Annotated in this window: 15 protein-coding genes; 5 read left to right on the top strand and 10 right to left on the bottom strand. The window is 63.8% G+C overall.

Annotated features, from left to right (window positions below; translation table 11 throughout):
• Positions 1-45: 45 nt before the first annotated feature.
• The gene (locus IVB31_RS01430; RefSeq protein WP_247317667.1) at positions 46-684 is read left to right on the top strand and encodes a DUF2147 domain-containing protein; all 639 of its coding nucleotides are present in this window, start codon (positions 46-48) and stop codon (positions 682-684) included.
• On the opposite strand, the gene IVB31_RS01425 is transcribed toward IVB31_RS01430, so the two are convergent.
• Complete coding sequence (locus tag IVB31_RS01425; protein ID WP_247317666.1) at positions 652-3240, bottom strand: MMPL family transporter; 2589 nt, start codon at positions 3238-3240, stop codon at positions 652-654. The two genes, IVB31_RS01430 and IVB31_RS01425, sit on opposite strands and share 33 nt — an antisense overlap.
• A gap of 463 nt (positions 3241-3703) precedes the next feature.
• Between IVB31_RS01425 and ispH the strand changes: the two genes are divergently transcribed.
• Together ispH and hpnH are read left to right on the top strand one after the other, a co-directional pair.
• Positions 3704-4630 carry a 4-hydroxy-3-methylbut-2-enyl diphosphate reductase gene (ispH, locus tag IVB31_RS01420; protein WP_247317665.1) on the top strand — a complete coding sequence of 309 codons (927 nt, stop codon included), beginning with the start codon at positions 3704-3706 and terminating at the stop codon, positions 4628-4630.
• A 36-nt stretch (positions 4631-4666) separates the two neighbouring features.
• Positions 4667-5827 carry an adenosyl-hopene transferase HpnH gene (hpnH, locus tag IVB31_RS01415; protein WP_247317663.1) on the top strand — a complete coding sequence of 387 codons (1161 nt, stop codon included), beginning with the start codon at positions 4667-4669 and terminating at the stop codon, positions 5825-5827.
• An 83-nt stretch (positions 5828-5910) separates the two neighbouring features.
• Here the strand turns inward: hpnH and IVB31_RS01410 are convergent, their stop codons facing one another.
• Entirely contained in the window at positions 5911-6723 is an 813-nt protein-coding gene (locus IVB31_RS01410; protein ID WP_247317661.1) for an oxidoreductase, read from the bottom strand.
• 88 nt (positions 6724-6811) lie between these two features.
• Here IVB31_RS01410 and IVB31_RS01405 point away from each other — a divergent pair, with 88 nt between their 5' ends.
• Entirely contained in the window at positions 6812-7249 is a 438-nt protein-coding gene (locus IVB31_RS01405; RefSeq protein WP_247317659.1) for a helix-turn-helix domain-containing protein, read from the top strand.
• A gap of 115 nt (positions 7250-7364) precedes the next feature.
• Here the strand turns inward: IVB31_RS01405 and IVB31_RS01400 are convergent, their stop codons facing one another.
• The 6 genes from IVB31_RS01400 to IVB31_RS01375 form a co-directional block, all read right to left on the bottom strand.
• A complete protein-coding gene (locus IVB31_RS01400) occupies positions 7365-8114 on the bottom strand; it encodes a phosphorylase (RefSeq protein WP_247317657.1) in 750 nt (249 codons plus the stop codon).
• Positions 8111-10108, bottom strand: coding sequence for a squalene--hopene cyclase (gene shc / locus IVB31_RS01395; protein WP_247317655.1), 1998 nt, complete (start codon positions 10106-10108; stop codon positions 8111-8113). Before shc ends, IVB31_RS01400 begins: the two co-directional genes overlap by 4 nt.
• A gap of 77 nt (positions 10109-10185) precedes the next feature.
• Positions 10186-11442, bottom strand: a complete 1257-nt coding sequence (gene hpnE, locus IVB31_RS01390; RefSeq protein ID WP_247317654.1) for a hydroxysqualene dehydroxylase HpnE — start codon at positions 11440-11442, stop codon at positions 10186-10188.
• A complete protein-coding gene (gene hpnD / locus IVB31_RS01385) occupies positions 11442-12281 on the bottom strand; it encodes a presqualene diphosphate synthase HpnD (protein WP_247317651.1) in 840 nt (279 codons plus the stop codon). The genes hpnE and hpnD overlap by 1 nt, the downstream gene beginning before the upstream one ends.
• Positions 12271-13155 carry a squalene synthase HpnC gene (gene hpnC / locus IVB31_RS01380; protein WP_247317649.1) on the bottom strand — a complete coding sequence of 295 codons (885 nt, stop codon included), beginning with the start codon at positions 13153-13155 and terminating at the stop codon, positions 12271-12273. Before hpnC ends, hpnD begins: the two co-directional genes overlap by 11 nt.
• 183 nt (positions 13156-13338) lie before the next feature.
• Positions 13339-13572, bottom strand: coding sequence for a hypothetical protein (locus tag IVB31_RS01375; RefSeq protein WP_007593627.1), 234 nt, complete (start codon positions 13570-13572; stop codon positions 13339-13341).
• 460 nt (positions 13573-14032) lie between these two features.
• Here IVB31_RS01375 and IVB31_RS01370 point away from each other — a divergent pair, with 460 nt between their 5' ends.
• A complete protein-coding gene (locus IVB31_RS01370) occupies positions 14033-14530 on the top strand; it encodes a hypothetical protein (RefSeq protein WP_247317647.1) in 498 nt (165 codons plus the stop codon).
• Positions 14531-14673: 143 nt separating this feature from the next.
• Here the strand turns inward: IVB31_RS01370 and IVB31_RS01365 are convergent, their stop codons facing one another.
• Both IVB31_RS01365 and IVB31_RS01360 read right to left on the bottom strand, forming a co-directional pair.
• On the bottom strand, positions 14674-15456 hold the full coding sequence (locus IVB31_RS01365; RefSeq protein WP_247317644.1) for a class I SAM-dependent methyltransferase: 783 nt from the start codon (positions 15454-15456) through the stop codon (positions 14674-14676).
• 75 nt (positions 15457-15531) lie between these two features.
• The gene (locus IVB31_RS01360; RefSeq protein WP_247317642.1) at positions 15532-17898 is read right to left on the bottom strand and encodes an MMPL family transporter; all 2367 of its coding nucleotides are present in this window, start codon (positions 17896-17898) and stop codon (positions 15532-15534) included.
• Positions 17899-17980: the final 82 nt, after the last annotated feature.

Genomic DNA, 17980 nt, shown 5'->3' with positions numbered 1-17980 from the left:
TCGCAAGCACAGCTTTAGACCATGTTGCACTGCCAAGGAACTATCATGCGTTTAGCCCTTTACACCGGACTAATACTGGCTGGCGGTTTCACCTGCCTGACCCCGGCGCTCGCGGCCGATCCCACCGGCGACTGGCGGGTCGCCGACGGCGTCGCCAACATTCGCGTTGCCCAATGCAATGGTAGCATGTGGGGCGCGGTTTCCTGGGAAAAACAGCCCGGCGGCCGCGATGAATACAATCCGGATGCGTCGAAAAAGACCAGGCCCACGCTGGGCATGGCGACCCTGATCGACATGAAGAAGAAACCCGGTGTCGATCAGTGGGAAGGCCAAGTCTACAACGCCAAGGACGGCCAGCTCTACAGCGCGACGATCACGCCTGTCGGCACCGATCAGCTCGAAATCAAGGGCTGCGTGATGGGCTTCCTGTGCGGTGGCGAGACCTGGACCCGGGTCGCTCCCCCGATTCCCTTGAGCCCTGCCAACGCCATGGCCAAGGGCGCGCCGAAGTCCACCGGGGCAGCCCCGAAAGCCCAGGGAACGACGGGCGCTACAGCGGCAGCGGCGCAGCCTGCACCCGCAGCGCCGAAGGCCGCCGGCACTGCCAAACCCGGTCAGAAGGCCGCCGCCGACCCGGTCGGCGACATCTGCCTACTCCCTGAGATTGCGGGGTTTGCCCATTAGGGCCGGCTGGAACAGCAGCACGGCGGCGAGCGTCGTCACCAGCGAGAGCGCCAGCAGCTTGCCCATGCTGGACGTGCCGGGATGGCTCGACAGCCACAGGCTGCCGAACGCGGTCGCCGTCGTCAGGGCGCTGAAAAAGATCGCACGGGTCAGGCTGGTCTGGAGCAGGTTTGTCCTGCCCGAGCGCCAGGCCACGACGTAATAGATCTTGAAGGCCACGCCGACCCCGAGCAGCAGCGGGAACGCGACGATATTGGCGAAATTGAGCGGCAGGCCTATCAACACGCAAATCTCGAGGGTCACCGCGCCCGCAACCAGGAGCGGCACCAGCGTCATCAGCACGTCGACGAATCGCCGCAGCGCGAGCCACAGCAACAGACCGATCACCAGGAGCGCATAGATGCCGGCGTGGATGAACGCATTCACCACGGTGTCGCCGGATTTCAGGATCGAGACCGGGCCGCCGATCGCGGCCGGTTCGGCAACGAGCACCGCCGCAGCGAATTTGCGCAGCGTGTCGTTGTCGTTGGGATCGCCCTTGGGCAGCGCCTCGACGCGGATGATGCCGTCCTTGCTCTTCCAGGCGCTGACGAGGTCGGGCGGCAGTGATTTCAGGGTGACAGGTTCGGCCTGCATCGCGTTCCTAAGCTGGTCGAACACGATCTTCATCGGCGTGACGAACACGTCCTGCGCCCTATTGCGCGTGGCTTCGTCGCCATTGGCGAGCTTCTCGAGCGCATCCGCAAGCCGTCGCGAGGCGGCCGAACCCGGACCCTTGGCATCGCCCGCGGTGCGGCGCAGATTGTCGACCGAGGATTTCAGCGCATCGACATTCTCCTTGTCCGTCGGCGCCGCGTCGATCTGATCGGGATTGAGCGCGGGGTTCAGGACCTTGGCGCCCTGCGCCAGCAGCTTCAGTTTCGGCGGCTGGTCCTCCGGCACGAAGCTGTTGAGCGACATCACGCGCAACACCTCCGGCACCTTCTCCAGCTTCGCCTCGACCTGCCTCACCTGATCTTCCGACGTGGTCATCACGTTGATGGCATTGGCGCCGGTGTTCGGATCCTTGCGCAGATCGAGGAAGGTCGCGATCGATTCGGCCTTCGGATTGCGCAGGTTCATCGGGTTGAAGTCGAACTTCAGGAAGTAGAGCAGCGGCAGGCCGGCGACTGCCAGCAGCAGCGTTCCACCCACGACCAGCACACGGTGCTTCTCCAGGAAGTGATCGAGGGGCGCCAGGAAGGCATAGCCAACGGGCTCCTGCTCACCGGGCGGGTTCAACAGCTTCAGCATCGCGGGCAGTACGGTGATGCTGGAGAGGAATGCCACCAGCATGCCGACGCCGGCGATCTGGCCGAGCTCGGAGATGCCCTTGTAATCGGTCGGCAGGAAACAGAGGAAACCGGCGGCGGTCGCCATTGCCGCCAGCGACAGCGGCACCGCGGAGCGCTTGGCGGCAAGCACTAGCGCGCCGGAGAGATCGTTGTGCTTGTAGCGCTCGGAACGGTAGCGGACGCTGTACTGGATACCGAAATCGACGCCCAGTCCCACGAACAGCACCGCAAACGCGATCGACAGCAGATTGAACGAGCCGACCATCATCAGGCCGGCAGCTGTCGTCAGCGCAAGGCCGACGAAGAGATTGATGAACACTGCAAAGATGATCTTCGACGAATGCAGCGCCATCCAGAGGATCAGCAGCACGACGAGGACGGTGCCGACGCCGTTGACGACGGCGCCTTCCTGGACGGTGGCGTATTCCTCGTTGGCGATCGGGACCGGACCGGTCAGGCGCACGCGCGCCTGGTATTTGGTCGCAAAATCCAGGTCGGCTGCGGCCTTGCGGATCGCGTCGGTGGCGCCCTTGCCCGGCTCGAGCGCGTTGTAGTCGAGGATCGGCTTGAACTCGATGAAGGCGCGCTTGTCGGAATCCGTCAGCGGCTCGTCGCTAACGAGCTCGCGCCATGAGAAGCTCGCAATGCCCTTGTTGAGCACGGTCTCGACCGTCTGCGCGATCTGGTTGAAGGGCCGCGCGGTATTGTCGAGCTTGACCTGGCCGCGCTTGACGCCGGCAAGCCCCGTCTCCAGCGCGCCGGTCAGGCCGCGGATCGAAGGATCGCCTGCCATGATCTCAATCAGGGGTGCTGCGGATTCAAACTGGGCGGTGGTCTTGGCGACCTCCTCGGTCGGCAAGAACAACAGGCCGTTCTTTTCGAAGAACTCGCCGGTGCCGAGCTGTTGCATCGACTGGAAATCGGTCTTGTTGTCCTTCAGCCTGGCATAGAGCGCGTCAGATGCCGCGGTCGCCATCTCCGGCGTCTTGGCCTCGACCACCGCCGTGATGGTCGCATCGCGGTCGAAGGCACGATCGAACTGCTGGTCGCGCTGGCGCCAGTCCAGATTTTGGGCAATCAGCGAATTGATGTCGGTGTTGATGGCGAAGTGCTGCGACGTGTAATAGCCGGCCCCCACCGACAGCAGGAGCCCGAGAGCGACGACGAGGGAGGCAAACCGGGTGCAGGCCCTGACGATGGCAACGACTACGCTTTGCAGCACTTCTTTTCTTTCTGCGATTAACAGCTTGCCGGAAACGCCCGCTGTTTAACGGAGTTCCCAGGCGAAACCTATTGCTGTTTTGAGTGGCACGCGCCGCAAGGAGGTTCGAGGTAAACGGCGAAGACCGGGCAAAATCATGCGGGGCGGTCGGTATAGCCGAGGAGTTGAGGCGGGAAAGTGACCAAGGAGGAGCGCACAAAGATCGCCATTTCGCCGGCGGGACGCTCTCTACTATAATACCGTAGCACGGATCCATTCAGGAACCAAAGTTCATTCGACCTTTCCTTACTGCCGATTTTTTGACACAAAGTATTGCGCCTCCATGCAGCGGGAGTCCCAACCGGGGTGGGCGGCTACCGCGGGCGCGAAACCAATGGTGCGGATATTGCAACTCGTTGGTCAGTATCGGGGTGCCGCCGGGGACTACGAAGCGGATTGGTGCAACTTGCGTGATGGGCGTCCAATGGAAGTTTATCTGGCGCAACCGCGCGGCTTTTGCGCGGGGGTGGTACGTGCGATCGAGATCGTGGAACGGGCGCTGCAGAAGTACGGCGCGCCCGTCTACGTGCGCCACGAGATCGTGCATAACAAATACGTCGTCGAGAGCCTCAAGAACAAAGGCGCGATCTTCGTCGAGGAACTGTCAGAGGTGCCGCCCAAGGCGGTGACGGTGTTCAGCGCCCATGGCGTCGCCCGCAGCGTCGAGGAAGAGGCCGCCGCGCGCGACCTTCCGGTGCTCAATGCCACCTGCCCCCTGGTCACGAAGGTTCACAATCAGGGGAAGCGCTACATCACCAGGGGCCGCACCTTGATCCTGATCGGCCATGCCGGCCACCCCGAGGTCGAGGGCACGATGGGCCAGGTTCCCGGCCCCGTGCTGCTGGTCCAAAGCGTTGAGGAGGTTAAGGCCCTGACGCTGCCCGCGGATACGCCAGTGGCCTACATCACCCAGACCACCCTGTCGGTCGACGACACCAAGGACATCATTTCGGCCCTGCAGGCTCGCTTTACAGATATTCAAGGCCCGGACATCCGGGATATCTGCTATGCGACACAGAACCGCCAATCTGCGGTAAGGGACTTGAGCAAGCTGGTCGACGTGATCTTGGTGGTGGGCGCTGCCAATAGCTCGAATTCGAACCGGCTCCGCGAAATCGGCACCGAGGCCGGCGTCGCGAGTTATCTGATTGCCGACGGCAGCGCGCTCAATCCGGAGTGGTTGAAAGATGCCAGGACCGTCGGCATCACGGCCGGCGCTTCGGCGCCTGAGGTACTCGTGGATGACGTGATCGAAGCGATGCGGCGGATCGGACCGGTCAAGGTCTCGGTGCTGCCGGGCCGCGAGGAAAACATCGAATTCCGGCTTCCGGCCCAACTGGCCGCGAGCTGACCCACCCGAATTCCAAGCCCAGAAAGAATCTTTGTAATGGCTATCCCCTTCTTCAAGGAAATGCGTATCGGCGGCTATTTGATCAAGCAGAAGCTGCTTGGCCGTAAACGCTATCCGCTCGTGCTGATGCTGGAGCCGCTGTTCCGCTGCAACCTCGCCTGCGTCGGCTGCGGCAAGATCGACTATCCGGATGCGATCCTCAACCGCCGCATGACCGCACAGGAGTGCTGGGACGCGGCCGACGAGTGCGGCGCACCGATGGTCGCCATTCCCGGCGGCGAGCCGCTGATCCACAAGGAGATCGGCGAGATCGTGCGCGGCCTCGTCGCGCGCAAGAAGTTCGTCTCGCTCTGCACCAACGCGCTGCTGCTCGAGAAGAAGCTCGATCTGTTCGAGCCCTCGCCGTATCTGTTCTTCTCCGTGCATCTGGACGGCCTGAAGGAGCACCACGACAAGGCGGTGTCGCAGAAGGGCGTGTTCGACCGCGCCGTGTCCGCGATCAAGGCGGCGAAGGCGCGCGGCTTCACGGTCAATGTCAACGCCACCATCTTCGACGGCCATCCGGCCGAGGAGATCGCAAAATTCCTCGATCTCACCGTCGAGCTCGGCGTCGGCGTCTCGATGTCGCCCGGCTACGCCTATGAGCGCGCGCCGGACCAGGAGCACTTCCTCAACCGCACCAAGACCAAGAAGCTGTTCCGCGACGTCTTTGCGATGGGCAAGGGCAAGAAGTGGAATTTCATGCATTCCGGCCTGTTCCTCGACTTCCTCGCCGGCAACCAGGAATACGAGTGCACGCCCTGGGGCATGCCCGCGCGCAACATCTTTGGCTGGCAGAAGCCCTGCTATCTGCTCGGTGAAGGCTACGCCAAAACCTTCAAGGAGCTGATGGACACCACCGACTGGGAGACCTACGGCACCGGCAAGTACGAGAAGTGCGCCGACTGCATGGCCCATTGCGGCTACGAGCCGACGGCTGCGACCGCGGCCATCAGCCATCCGCTGAAGGCGATGTGGGTGTCGCTGCGCGGCGTCAGGACCACGGGCCCGATGGCGCCGGAGATCGACATGAGCAAGCAGCGTCCGGCGCAGTACATCTTCTCGGCGGAAGTGCAGAAGCGCCTGTCGGAGATCCGCAAGGACGAGGCCGCCGCTGCCCAGGAGAAGGCTGCGCGGAAGGCTTCGACTGCGGCGTAGAGCGCGCGCGTCACATCGAACGAAAAGGCCCGACCGCCCTTAGCGACCGGGCCTTTCTTTTGTTCACTTCAAACCGCAGCCGATCAAGCGGCAGGCAGTTTGTTGAACTTGCGCAAGGCCTTGTCGAGGACAGATTCCGGCACGAACCGCCGCATGAACCGGACCTGTCCCGCAACCTTGCCGGCGGTATAACGCAGCTTCGGCGATCTCGCATTGGCGGCCTTCACAACAACTTTCGCCACCACTTCCGGCGCGTCACCTTTTTCCAGACCCTCTCGCATCTGTTCGGCCGCCGAGGAACGAGCCAAGTCGTATTCCGGCAGAATGCTGTCTGGCTTGGTGATGCTGTCTTCGAACGGCGTCCGCGTGAATCCCGGCTCCACTAACACAACGCGGATTCCCTGGGTTCGAATTTCATGATCAAGGGATTCTGAGTAGCCCTCGATGGCATGCTTGGTCGAAGAGTAGAAGGCGTTGAATGGCGCGGGGACAAGACCGAGGAGCGAGCTCAGATTGACGATCCGTCCGCCGCGCTGCCGCCGCATGATGGGCAGGACCGCGTTGGTCACCCGGACGACTCCGAAGACGTTGACATCGAACAGCGCTTTCACCTGAGCAGAAGAAGATTCTTCGGCGCCGCCGAGCAGCCCGCTTCCTGCATTGTTGACCAGCAAGTCGATTCGGCCCGCGGCCTCGACAACATCGGCGACCAGGGTTCGCACCGAAGCGTCATCCGTGACGTCGCAGACCAGCATCTTTATGCCGTCGGTATCGGCTGTGGGCTTCCGACTGGTACCGAAGACCCGGTAGCCGTCCTTGCGCAGAGCCTGCGCCGTCACCAAGCCGATACCGGAAGAAGCGCCCGTTACAAGGGCAACGCGTTGCTGACTGGTCATTGTCTTCGAATCCTCTTTTTTCGTGGAATTCCCACGTCAAAGTGTCAATATCGAAAAGATACTAACTTACTATCAAAACGATATCAACATGAAAAACATCGATGATCTGCCTTGCCTAATCGCCCGCAGCCTCTCCCTGGTCGGGGACGCATGGAGCATGCTGATCCTGCGGGACGCCCACGCAGGGCTCACCCGCTTCGACCAGTTTCGCAAAAGCCTCGGGATTGCACCGACGATGCTGACCAAAAGACTTGCCGCTCTGACCCAGGACGGGTTGCTTCAGACCCGCCGCTACAGCGATCGTCCGCCGCGTGACGAATATGTCCTCACGCAAGCCGGAAGGGACTTTCTTCCCGTTCTGCTCACAATCGGAGCCTGGGGACGAAAGCATCGTGATGCTACAGGCGTAACGCGCTTCTTTGACGAAGAAACGGGAACCGAGATCGAGCCCCTCACGATTGATAAGTTTACCGGAGCAGAGATCGGGACGCGGCCGATCCGGATCGTCCCGCCGGACGAGACCTAGAGAAAGGTGCACTAGATACGGCACCCAACAAGACGGGAAATAGATGGGCCGCTGCGAACAAGAAAGGCCCGGACGCCAAGGGCGGCCGGGCCTTTCTGTTGTCGGATCGAGAAACTTATGCCGCCTCGGACACCAGCGCCTCGCTCTCCACGAGTTCGGTGCCGATCAGGAAGTCGCGGCAGCCGCGCAAGCTGCGCAGCGCGCGGTTGAAGTCGATGCCGGTCGAGACCAGTCCATGCAGTGCTGTCGGATTTCGCACGATGCCGCGCAGCACGGCCAGCACGTCGATCTGGCCGTTCGGCTTGATCGCGGCGCGGGCGAGCGCCGGCAGCGCGCGATGGGCGGGATCGCTGATGACGCGGACCGCGGCGAACGGCAAGCCGGCCTCGGCGGCGTACGCCGCCGCAATGTGGCTTTCCATGTCGACGGCCGCAGCCCCGGTCTCCGAATGCAGCGCCGCCTTGCAGGAGCGGCCGGTGACCACTTCCTCGGCGCCGGCAAGGCTGCCGCGCACCACGCGGCGGCGGCCCGACGTCAGGCGGTCGATGAGGTCGTCGCCGAGCGACAGCCCGGCGGCCCAGCGGGTATCGCCGGCGAGCACCTCGGTCGCCAGCACGACGTCGCCGGAGCGCAGCGTCGGGTCGAGCCCGCCGGCCACGCCGAACGAAATCACGCCGCGAATCGTCTTGGGATCCATCACCGTCAGCAGCGCCCGCAACTGGGCCGGGCTGCTCGACGAGCAAATGACGGCCATTCCGGGCCCAGCCGCGATGCGGGCCTCCTGAACCAGTCCAGTCACGATCAAGATCGGTCGCGGATCAATGGCATTGCCCGCGGTCAGATAGTCCCCCGTCCCCAAAGTCACATTCCGACCCCTACCACCCTGCTGTTGGTGCTCCGCAAGTTCCGATACCGCGCCAACGCCCACAGCGGGAAGAACTTCGGGTAACCATGATATCGTAGATAGAATACACGGGGAAAGCCTGTGGCGGTGTAGCGGCTCTCGTCCCACAGTCCTTTTTTGTTCTGTGTGGCAATCAGGTACTCCACCCCGCGGGCGACGGCCGGGTGATCAACCTCGCCTGCCGCCATCAGGGCAAGCAAGGCCCATGCCGTTTGCGAGGCGGTCGAGGGGGCGGCCTGCCAGCCCTGGTAGTCCAGCCGGTAGCTGACGGCGTCCTCGCCCCAGCCGCCGTCCTGGTTCTGGATCGAGGCCAGCCAGTTGGCCGCCTTGCGCATCATCGGGTCGTCGTGGCGGACCCCCGCCATGTTGAGGGCGCACAGCACCGACCAGGTTCCGTAGATGAAGTTCATGCCCCAGCGGCCGTACCAGGACCCTTCGGGGTGCTGGGTCTTGCGGAGGTAGGCGATCCCGTCCACGACGTGCTTGCTGGTCTTCGCGGTCTCGCCGAGTTGGGCCAGCATCGAGATGCAGCGCGCGGTGACGTCCTCGGTCGGCGGGTCGAGCAGCGCGCCATGGTCCGAGAACGGAATGTTGTTCAGGTAATATTCGAGGTTGTTGACGTCGAAAGCGGCCCAGCCGCCGTCGTCGCTCTGCATGCCTTCGATCCATTCCCGGGCACGGTCGATCGCGGCGTCATAACCGGTCGCACCGTGCTCCCGGCGCATCCGGTCCATCGACATCACGACCACCGCGGTGTCGTCGAGATCGGGATAATGGGCATTGTTGTACTGGAAGGCCCAGCCGCCCGGGCGCACGTCGGGCCGCTTCACCGCCCAGTCGCCCTTCACCTCGAGCTCCTGCTTCGGGATCAGCCAGTCGAGACCCTGCTTGGCCGCCGGCACCGCCTTGTCACCGCCGGCTTCGAGCAGCGCGTGGGCGGTCAGCGTTGTGTCCCACACCGGCGAGACGCAGGGCTGGCAATAGGCTTCGTCGTCCTTGATCACGAGCAGCTTGTCGATGCCCCGGCGCGTGATCGCACGCGGCGGGAAGTTCTCGTCCTTGCCGAGCGCGTCGTACATCATGACGATGTTGGCCATCGGCGGATAGATCGCGCCCATGCCGTCCTCACCGTTGAGCCGCTCCTCGGTGAAGGCGAGCGCCGCGTCAATGGCACGCTTGCGCAAGCTCTTGGGAAACATCGGCTCGACCACGCGCAAAATGCCGTCGAGCGCGCGGAACAGCACGAACCAGGCCATGCTCTGGTGCGGCGCCTTGGCGGTCATGCCGATCGAGCGCGGATCCTGCAGGAACAGCTCGTCGATGCCGACGCCCTTCGGATTCTTCGCGCGCGGCTTCAGCGCTGCGAGCACCATCAGCGGCACCATGGTGGTGCGCGCCCAGTAGGAAATCTTGTTGATGTGGAACGGCGACCAGAACGGCAGCAGCACGATCTCGATCGGCAGCACCGGTACCGCGCGCCAGGTCACGACGCCAAACATCGCAAGCATGAAGCGCGTGAAGACGTTGCTGTGAATGGCGCCGCCGCGGGAATGGATCGCCTCGCGCGCACGGACCATGTGCGGCGCGTCGATCGAATCCCCGATCATCTTCAGCGCGAAATACGCCTTCACGCTGGCGCTCATGTCGAACTCGCCGTCATGCACCAGCGGCCAGCCGCCATGGACGCCCTGCACGCGGCGAAGATAATTGGCGATCTTGGCTTCGAGCACGGCATCGACCGGCTCGGCGAGATAATGGCGCAGCAGCACGTATTCAGCCGGAATCGTGCAATCGGCCTCGAGCTCGAACACCCAATGGCCGTCGGATTGTTGGAAGCCGATGACGCCTTGCGTCGCCGACGCAATGCTCGATTCCAGGACCTTTGATTCCAGGCTCTTCGATTCGAAGGTCTTGGATTCGAGGGCTTCGGGGCTGGTCGCGTTCACGGAATCCATCTCGCTCGATTGCTCCGATAGTCGATTGAAATTGGCCGGGACAAATGCCCGTCAGGGCCGCCTGTCAGTATCCCTTGTCAGGATCCTTTGGCGGCCAGAACCAGATCGGCGGCGCGATCACCGGACCTTACCGATCCCTCGATGGTTGCAGGCAATCCCGTAGCAGTCCAATCGCCTGCAAGAAACAGGTTTTTCAGCGCAGTGACCGGCCCCGGACGCAGGGCATTCTGCGCCGGCGTCGCCGCAAATGTGGCACGGCGCTCGCGCACGATCTGCCAAGGGGGCAGCTCGCCGGACACGCCGCCGGCCTTGCAGACGTCGTTCCAGATCGCCTGCGCGAGTTCCTCGCGCGGCATGTCGACCAGGCGATCGCCGTTGCTGATGGTGACGGACAGCCGGTTCGGGAACGCGAACAGCCATTCCACGACGCCGCCGATCACGCCGAGGATCGGCGCCGAGCCAGGCGGCGGCTCAACGCGGAAATGCGCGTTCACGATGGCGCGGAATTCGGTCGGCGTCTTCAGGCCCGGCAACAGGCTCGCTGCAGCGCGCGGCGGCACCGCCATCACGACGACGTCGCCCTCGACGATCCGGATCACATCCTCGCCGCCAAAATTCAGCGCGCCGACCTTGCCGTCATTGGTCGCAAACGAGCGCAGCTCGTGGCCGAGCTGAACGGTGTGGCCACGCTCCTGCAGGAATGTCACGGCCGGCTCGATCAGCACCGCACTGAGGCCGTCGCGCGCGATCAGGGGACGGCAGGCCTGCCCGCCGGCGAGCAGCGTCTCGCGCACGATGGCGCCGGCAAGCCCGGCCGAGCCTTCGGGCGGATCGACGTTGAGCGCAGCAAGCAGCAGCGGCTGCACCAGGCGCTGATAGAGCACGCCCTCGCAGGGAATGGATTTTCCAACCAGCGTCGCTTCCGACGCCCAGATCAGCGGCGCCAGCTTCAGATAATCGGTGAGCCCGGTATCGGGAACGCGGCGGCTCTCGTCGAGCACCCAGGTGGGCAGCCGGCCGGCGCCGAGATCGATCTGCCAACGCTGCCCGGTCTTGATATCGACGAAGGGAAACTGCGCGCTGTCAGGACCGACGAGGCCGGCCTCGGTGCCGATCGACCGCGCATAGGCGCGCGCATGGCTGTTACCGGACAGCAGCAGATGATTGCCGTTGTCGATGGTGAGATTGGTGGCGCCGTCGAAATAGGAACGGCAGCGGCCGCCGGCCTGCTGCGTCGCCTCGTGCACGGCGACCTTGAAGCCGGCATTGGCGAGCCGCACGGCGGCGGAGAGGCCGGAGATTCCCGCGCCGATGATGTGAGCTGTTTTTTGCATCAGAGGAGAGCGTAACGCAGCAGGATCAGGACGCGCGTGATCTTCGACACACGCACCGGCTCTCGCGGCGCGTTGAAGCCGCGCGCGATCAGCAGGTCCAGAATGGCATGATAGTATTTCGACATGATCCGCGGCGCGCGCACCGCGCGGCGCCTGTTGCGGTTCATGATCTCGTCCGCCTCCTCGAAATACGCCTTCGCGCGTTGCGCCAGCGGCAGGCAGACCTTCGGCAGCGCGCGCTCGACGATCACCCGGTTCGGATCGTTGGAGGTGATGCCGGCATGCAGCAGCGCCTCGCGCGGCAGATAGAGTCGGCCGAGGCCCGCATCCTCGTCGATGTCGCGCAGGATGTTGGTGAGCTGGAGCGCGCGGCCGAGATGATGGGCGAGCAGGATGCCGTCCTCTTCCGGCAAGCCGAACACCCGCACCGACAGCCGCCCCACGGCGCTGGCGACGCGATCGCAATAGAGATCCAGCGTCGCCATGTCGGGTGCGCGGATGTCCTGCGGCACGTCCATCTCCATGCCGTCGACGATGGCGAGGAAATCCTCGCGCTTCAGCCCGAAGGTCTTCACCGAGGCGACGTAGTCCTTCAGCCGCGGCGGCGGATTGCCCTGGTAGAGCGCATCGATGTCGTTGCGCCACGCCTGAAGGGCGGCGAGCCGCTCGTCGCGCGGGCCGTCGGAATCGGCGATGTCGTCGACCTGGCGGCAGAAGCTGTAGATCTGGAACATCGCTTCGCGCTGGTCGTGCGGCAGGATACGCATCGCGGCGTAGAACGAGCTGCCGGATGCGGTCGAGCCATAACTGGCGCCGGGCGAGGTCGCCTCAAGCGTCATGTGCGGTCCCCGGTCTGGAAATGGCCTTGCGTCCGATCGCGCGGCGCCTGACTTCGCCGATCATGCCGGCGAGGCTGAAGGTGAGGAGCTCGAACTTGTTCAGGTGCACGCGCTCGCGCAGGGGGTCGCGTACCTTCAACAGGCGCACGATGCGGTCGGCATAGGCCTGGATCACCGAGATCTCGACGCCGAGGCGGAAATCGCGCACCTCCGCGCTCAACTGTTTGCTCTCGTTCAGCAGCGCTTCGTTGCGCAGGGCCAGTGCCTGAAGGCAGGCCAGCATCGCCGGCGGCGACTGGGCGAGCCCGAGCTGCTCGACCGAGGCGCCACTGGCGGCCAGCGCGTCGCGCGGCAGGTAGACGCGGTTGAGCTCGCGGAAATCCTTGCCGCAATCCTGGAGGTGGTTGTTGATCTGCAGCGCCGCGCAGAGCGCGTCCGATGCGGCCCAGGTCGACGTGCTCTCGCCATGGACGTCGAGCATGAAACGGCCGACCGGCATCGCCGAATAGCGGCAATAGTGGATGACCTCGTCCCAGTTTTCGTAGCGCAGCTTGGTCACGTCCATGCGGAACGCGATGAGCACGTCGAGTGCGTGGCGCGGCGCCATGCCGCGCTCGGCCAGCGCGCGCCGCAGGCTGACGGCCTCGGCCTGGGTGTCGCCCGTGCCGAGCAATTCCGCCTCGAGCAAATCGAGATAAGCGAGCTTCTGGTCGGGCGGCAGCGTCGCGTGGTCGGCGATGTCGTCGGCGGTGCGGACGAAATTGTAATACGCCAGGATCAGCGCGCGATGACGCGGATGAATGATCCAGGACGCGACGGGAAAATTCTCGTCGCGCTCACCCTTGCCGGATCGCAATTCGCTCGCAGAGGTCATCGAGGGCTGGTCTACAATCGTTTGGACAGGAAGGGCTTTTCGCTCGCGCGGGCTCATGCCGCCGCGGCCCCCATATAGGGGAATACGGCCGCAAAACCAATCCTGTCTCTCGATGGCTGCCCTTCGCGGATCGGGCCCGAAAAGGCGGCCCGCGGGCCGCCTTTTGTGGGCCAGTGGCCGAGCTTACTGGTTGTGGTTCTTCAGGACCTGGTCACAAGCCTGCGAAATCTTGGCCCGGTTCTCCTTGAGGCAGGCCAGGATGGTGAAATCGCCCTGATCGATGACCGGACGGCAGAGCTTCTGCACATCGCGCGAGCAGGCCTTCTGCTCAGCGTCGGTGCCGCGCCCTTGCTGGGCGAACGCTGCGGTCGAGAGGGAGGCCGACAGCAAGGTGAGAGCGACGAGAAGCTTACGCATTGTATTCCTTCATTCTGACGGCAGAATCGCACCGATCCCGGGCAGCACAGGGCAGACGACCGGAAGGGATTGTTCTGATGGCAAGTCGCCGCGGAACGTGCGGCTTTGGAGAAGGCACAAGCACTGGTAAATGCGGCCAAATTGGCGCCGCGTCCACCAAATCAGGTCTTCCCTGCGCCTTCATTGGCAGATGTAAGAGATTGATACTACGTCATAAATCAGGCACATCGCGTTTTGCTGCGCACCTGTTGCAGGGCTGCATCTCTCCACCCCGCCTCTTCCGTCAGAAACAGGTCGAAACACGGGGATTGCAAGGCGAACCGTGGCGAGCGCGCTTCGCGATGCCGACATCTGAACCGGTTAGACATTTGAACCTGACACAGGCTCGGAGCACTAAACCTTCGATGTGGCGAGACGTTCTAGTCATAAGCGGACGTCGTTCCAAAACGGGATATTTGAGATGAAATTCTTTGGACGATCTGGACTGGCAATCAAGGCGGCCGGCATCGGGGCTGCGCTGCTCTTCTCAGTTTCGGCAAGCCACGCTCAGTCGTCCGGACCGTTCGCGGGTTTCGAAGGCGCGTGGACCGGCACCGGCACGGTGTCGCTGTCCGATGGCTCCACCGAGCGTATCCGCTGCAGGGCGGACTACAAGGTCGCCGGCACCGGTCTCAGCCTGAAGCAGGCCCTGCACTGCGCGTCCGACAGCTACAAATTCGACCTCACCAGCGACGTGACCAGCCAGGGCGAGCGGATCTCCGGCAATTGGAGCGAGACCAACCGCAACATCTTCGGCAATTTGCAGGGCACCGCCGGCGGCGGCCAGATCGAGGTTTTCGTCGAGGCCAACGGCTTCGCTGCCAATTTGTCGCTGCGCACCAATGGCACCAAGCAGACGGTGCAGATCTCCTCCAAGGGCGAGATCCGCGGCGTCAACATCACGATGACGAAGGGCTGATCCCCTTCCCGGCTAAAAGGAACATGGCCTCCGGTTCTCGCGAGCCGGGGGCTTTTTGCTGAGCTCGATTCCATCGCAGACATCGGCTCCTTCGGCATCCTCCGCAGCGCACAAGCATCGACGCACGACAGTGACGGGTGTGATCAATCCTTCCGCGCGACGCACTCGCATCGGCATCTGAAATACACCGCGTCCGGATCGGCTCCCCAAGCGTCCCACCCGGCAAGCGCGGCATGAATTTCATCATCCGTCGCGAGCCCCTTACCCACGAGCTGCGGCCCGAGGCCGCGCAAGCTGCGCCGCGCATCGGCCACGGCCTCGCTGCGGCTGGCGGCATCGGCGCTGTGGTTGACATAGCTGGCGCCCGCCCAGACCGGCGTGAAACCGTGGGCGCGAAGAATCGAACCTTGCCGACGACCGAAGCAAAGCGCCTCCGGATCGGCGTGCTCGTACCAGCGCTGCCAGAGGTCGAGTGCGAGGCGCACACCGTCGAGTTCGGGATGAAGAACATTGCCGCCGACATCGGCGTCGCGCGTTACGACCAAGCCACCCCGCTTCAGCACCCGCCGCGCTTCCGCCAGCGTTCGCGTCAGTGTCGCCTGGGTCTGGTGGTAGAGCACCGCGTGAAAGAACACGGCGTCGAACGATCCATCCTCGAATGGAAGCGCGGTCATGTCGGCTTCGACAAAGGACAAGTTTGTGAGACGGGTCCCCGCTGCAAGCCGATTGGCCGCCGCAATCGCCCTCGACTCGATATCGACGCCAATCGCCTTTCCGACGCTGCCCGCGAGCGCTGCAGTGATGCTCCCGGGTCCGCAACCGGCGTCGAGCAGGATCATGTCCGGTGTCAGGAACGGGACGAAAAAGGCCGCTGAATCGCCACCTCGCTTCCGCTGAAACTCCAGGATGGAGCTGTCCTGCCGCATTGACCGCATCCTCGGCCGGAACGCCGGCGCAGTCGTCCAGACTACGCCGATTCCATGTCCGACGAATGAAGCCGCTCAGATCGCCGGCTTGTCCGCGCCCTGAAGCTTGGCGTGCAGGTTGATCAGCCACATCGCCGTCGGCCGCAGGATGAAGAGATCGGCGACGAGCGCCATCACCATCGAGAAGGCGCTGAGCCAGCCGAACAGCCGCAGCGACGGCAGGTCGGAGAACACCGTGACGACAAGGCCGCAGGCCAGCACCAGCGTGGTCAGGATCAACGCCGGGCCGACCAGCACGGTCGCCCGCTCCACCGCCAGCGCCGAGCCGACGCCCGGCTTGCTCTCGAGCCTGAGGCGGTTGAGGAAGTGGATGGTCGCGCTCAAGCCGAGGCCGAACGAGACGGTCAGCGCGACGACGCTGGCAAATTGCAGCCCCTCGCCCATCGCCCACAGCACCGTTCCCGACATCACCACCGGGAAGATGCCGGGCAGGATACAAGCGAACATCACGACCCATGAGCGGAAGGCGAGGCCGATGAAGAGCGCGACCAGCGCGAATTCGACGGTGAGGCCGCGGTTGAGCTTCTCGATCATGCCGGCCGAGTTGCGCGCGGCGATCGCGGCAAGACCCGTCACCGCAACCTCGTAGCCGGGATGCTTCTTGCGAACGGCGTCGAGCTCGGAATCGAGCTTGTCGACGATCGGCAGCAGCTGGCTGGAATCCTTGTCCGGCACACGGCCCGCGACCACGACGGCGTCCTGCTCGGCATCGATGAAGCGTCGCACCAGATGCTCGGGAATGACGCTCACATATTCCTTCAGCGTCGCGACGTCGGCGGTGCCGGCCTTGTCCGCAAGCCAGCGGCGCAGGGTCTCGACCGACCAGACATTGCCGACGCCGGCCGCCTTCTCGACGGTCGCGTGCACGTCCGCGATCGTTTGCAGCGTCTCCGGCGAATAGAGCGATTCACCCTTGGGGAACTGGATCAGCACGTTGACCGGATTGGCGCCGGTCAGCTTGGCGTCGAGCCGGTCGCTGGCGGCGACCGCCTGGCGCTTGTCCGGCACCTGGTCGGCAAGGCGGTAGCGCGGCTCCAGATTGGCGTAGATGACCCCGAGGCCGGCGACGAACACCACCGCGATCAGGCTGAACAGACCGGGACGGCCCACCATGCGCACCGCGATCCAGTAGCAGAAATTGCGCAGCGCCTGGACGCCGGCATCCGCGCTCTGGAACTTGGTCGCAAAGAGTTTCTCGTTGCGCACCAGCAGCACGCCGAACACCGGCACCAGCGACAGCACCGCAACCAGCGCGATGATGGTGGCGGCAAGGCCCGCCTCGCCGAATTTGCGGATCAGGTCGGAGTCGGAGAACTGCAGCGCGATGAAGGAAATGCCGGCGGTGCCGTGCGTCAGCACGCAGGCCGGCCCCACCACCAGCACCGCGTTCTTGAACGCGGTGAACTTGTCCTGGCCCGCGATCAACCGGTCGCGCGCCGCAAAAGTCAGCTGCATCGAGTCCGAGAAGCTGATCACCATGATGAGCGGCGTCATCACGTTCAGGAACATGTTGAGATTGAAATTGGCCCAGCCGAGCGCGCCGAGCGCCAGCAGGATCGCGATCATCGGCGGGAACGCCGCGGCCACCATGAAGGAAATCTTGCGGAAGAAGATGATGGCGATGACGCAGCCCGCGAGAATGCCGAGGATGTTGTAGGTGAGCCCGTCGCGCTCGACCGCGTTGCGGATCTCGAGCTGCATCACCGGCACGCCGGAGAGCTGCACGTTGAGCCCGGTGTCGCTGAGGTCTTCCTTCATCAAGGCGCGGATGTCGGCGACGGTCTTGGTCAGCTTGCTGGACGCCACCACCTCCGGATCGAGCGACAGCACGATCAGCGCCAGCGTGCCGTCTTCCGACAACAGCTTGCCGCGGATGATCTCGTTGTTCTTGACGGTCTCAATGAACTTGTCATAGGCCGCACCCTCGGGCAGCTCGCCCGGGAACAGCGCCGCCGGCAGCTTGCCCGGCGCCGGTGCCTGACGCGCGGAGAACAGCGAGACCAGCCCGCGCGTGCCTTCGACCAGCTGCATGTCGGTGACGAAGTCGCGCAGCTTCTCGAGGTTGTTCCGCGCCAGCAGGGTCTTGCCCTCGACGACGACGAGGACGTCGAATTCCTCGGCCGGGAACTTCTTCGTCACCTCTTCATATTGGTGGAATTCGCGGCTGTTGGAGCGAAACAACTGCGACAGCGAATCGTCGATCTTGATCCGGTGAATGCCGAACACGGCACCGACGATCAGCACGAGCAGGACAATGCAGGAGACAATAGGTGCCCGGACGGCGATCAGCCCGATGCGCTCCAGCCCGAAGGCAATAGAGGACGCAGGCCCCTGCTCGACCTTGTCGACATGAACCTCATTCTCGCGGTGCTTTTCGAGCATGCCTTGTCCAGTTCCTAAATCGGCTCGGTCTGTGAGCTTATTGCGTCCCGCGAACGGCTTGAAAATGCCATACCAATGGGAG

Origin of the sequence: Bradyrhizobium sp. 21, from assembly GCF_023073335.1 — a bacterium.
GTDB lineage: Bacteria > Pseudomonadota > Alphaproteobacteria > Rhizobiales > Xanthobacteraceae > Bradyrhizobium.
The sequence above is the reverse complement of the archived record's forward strand: the minus strand, read 5'-3'. Positions and strand labels throughout refer to the sequence as shown.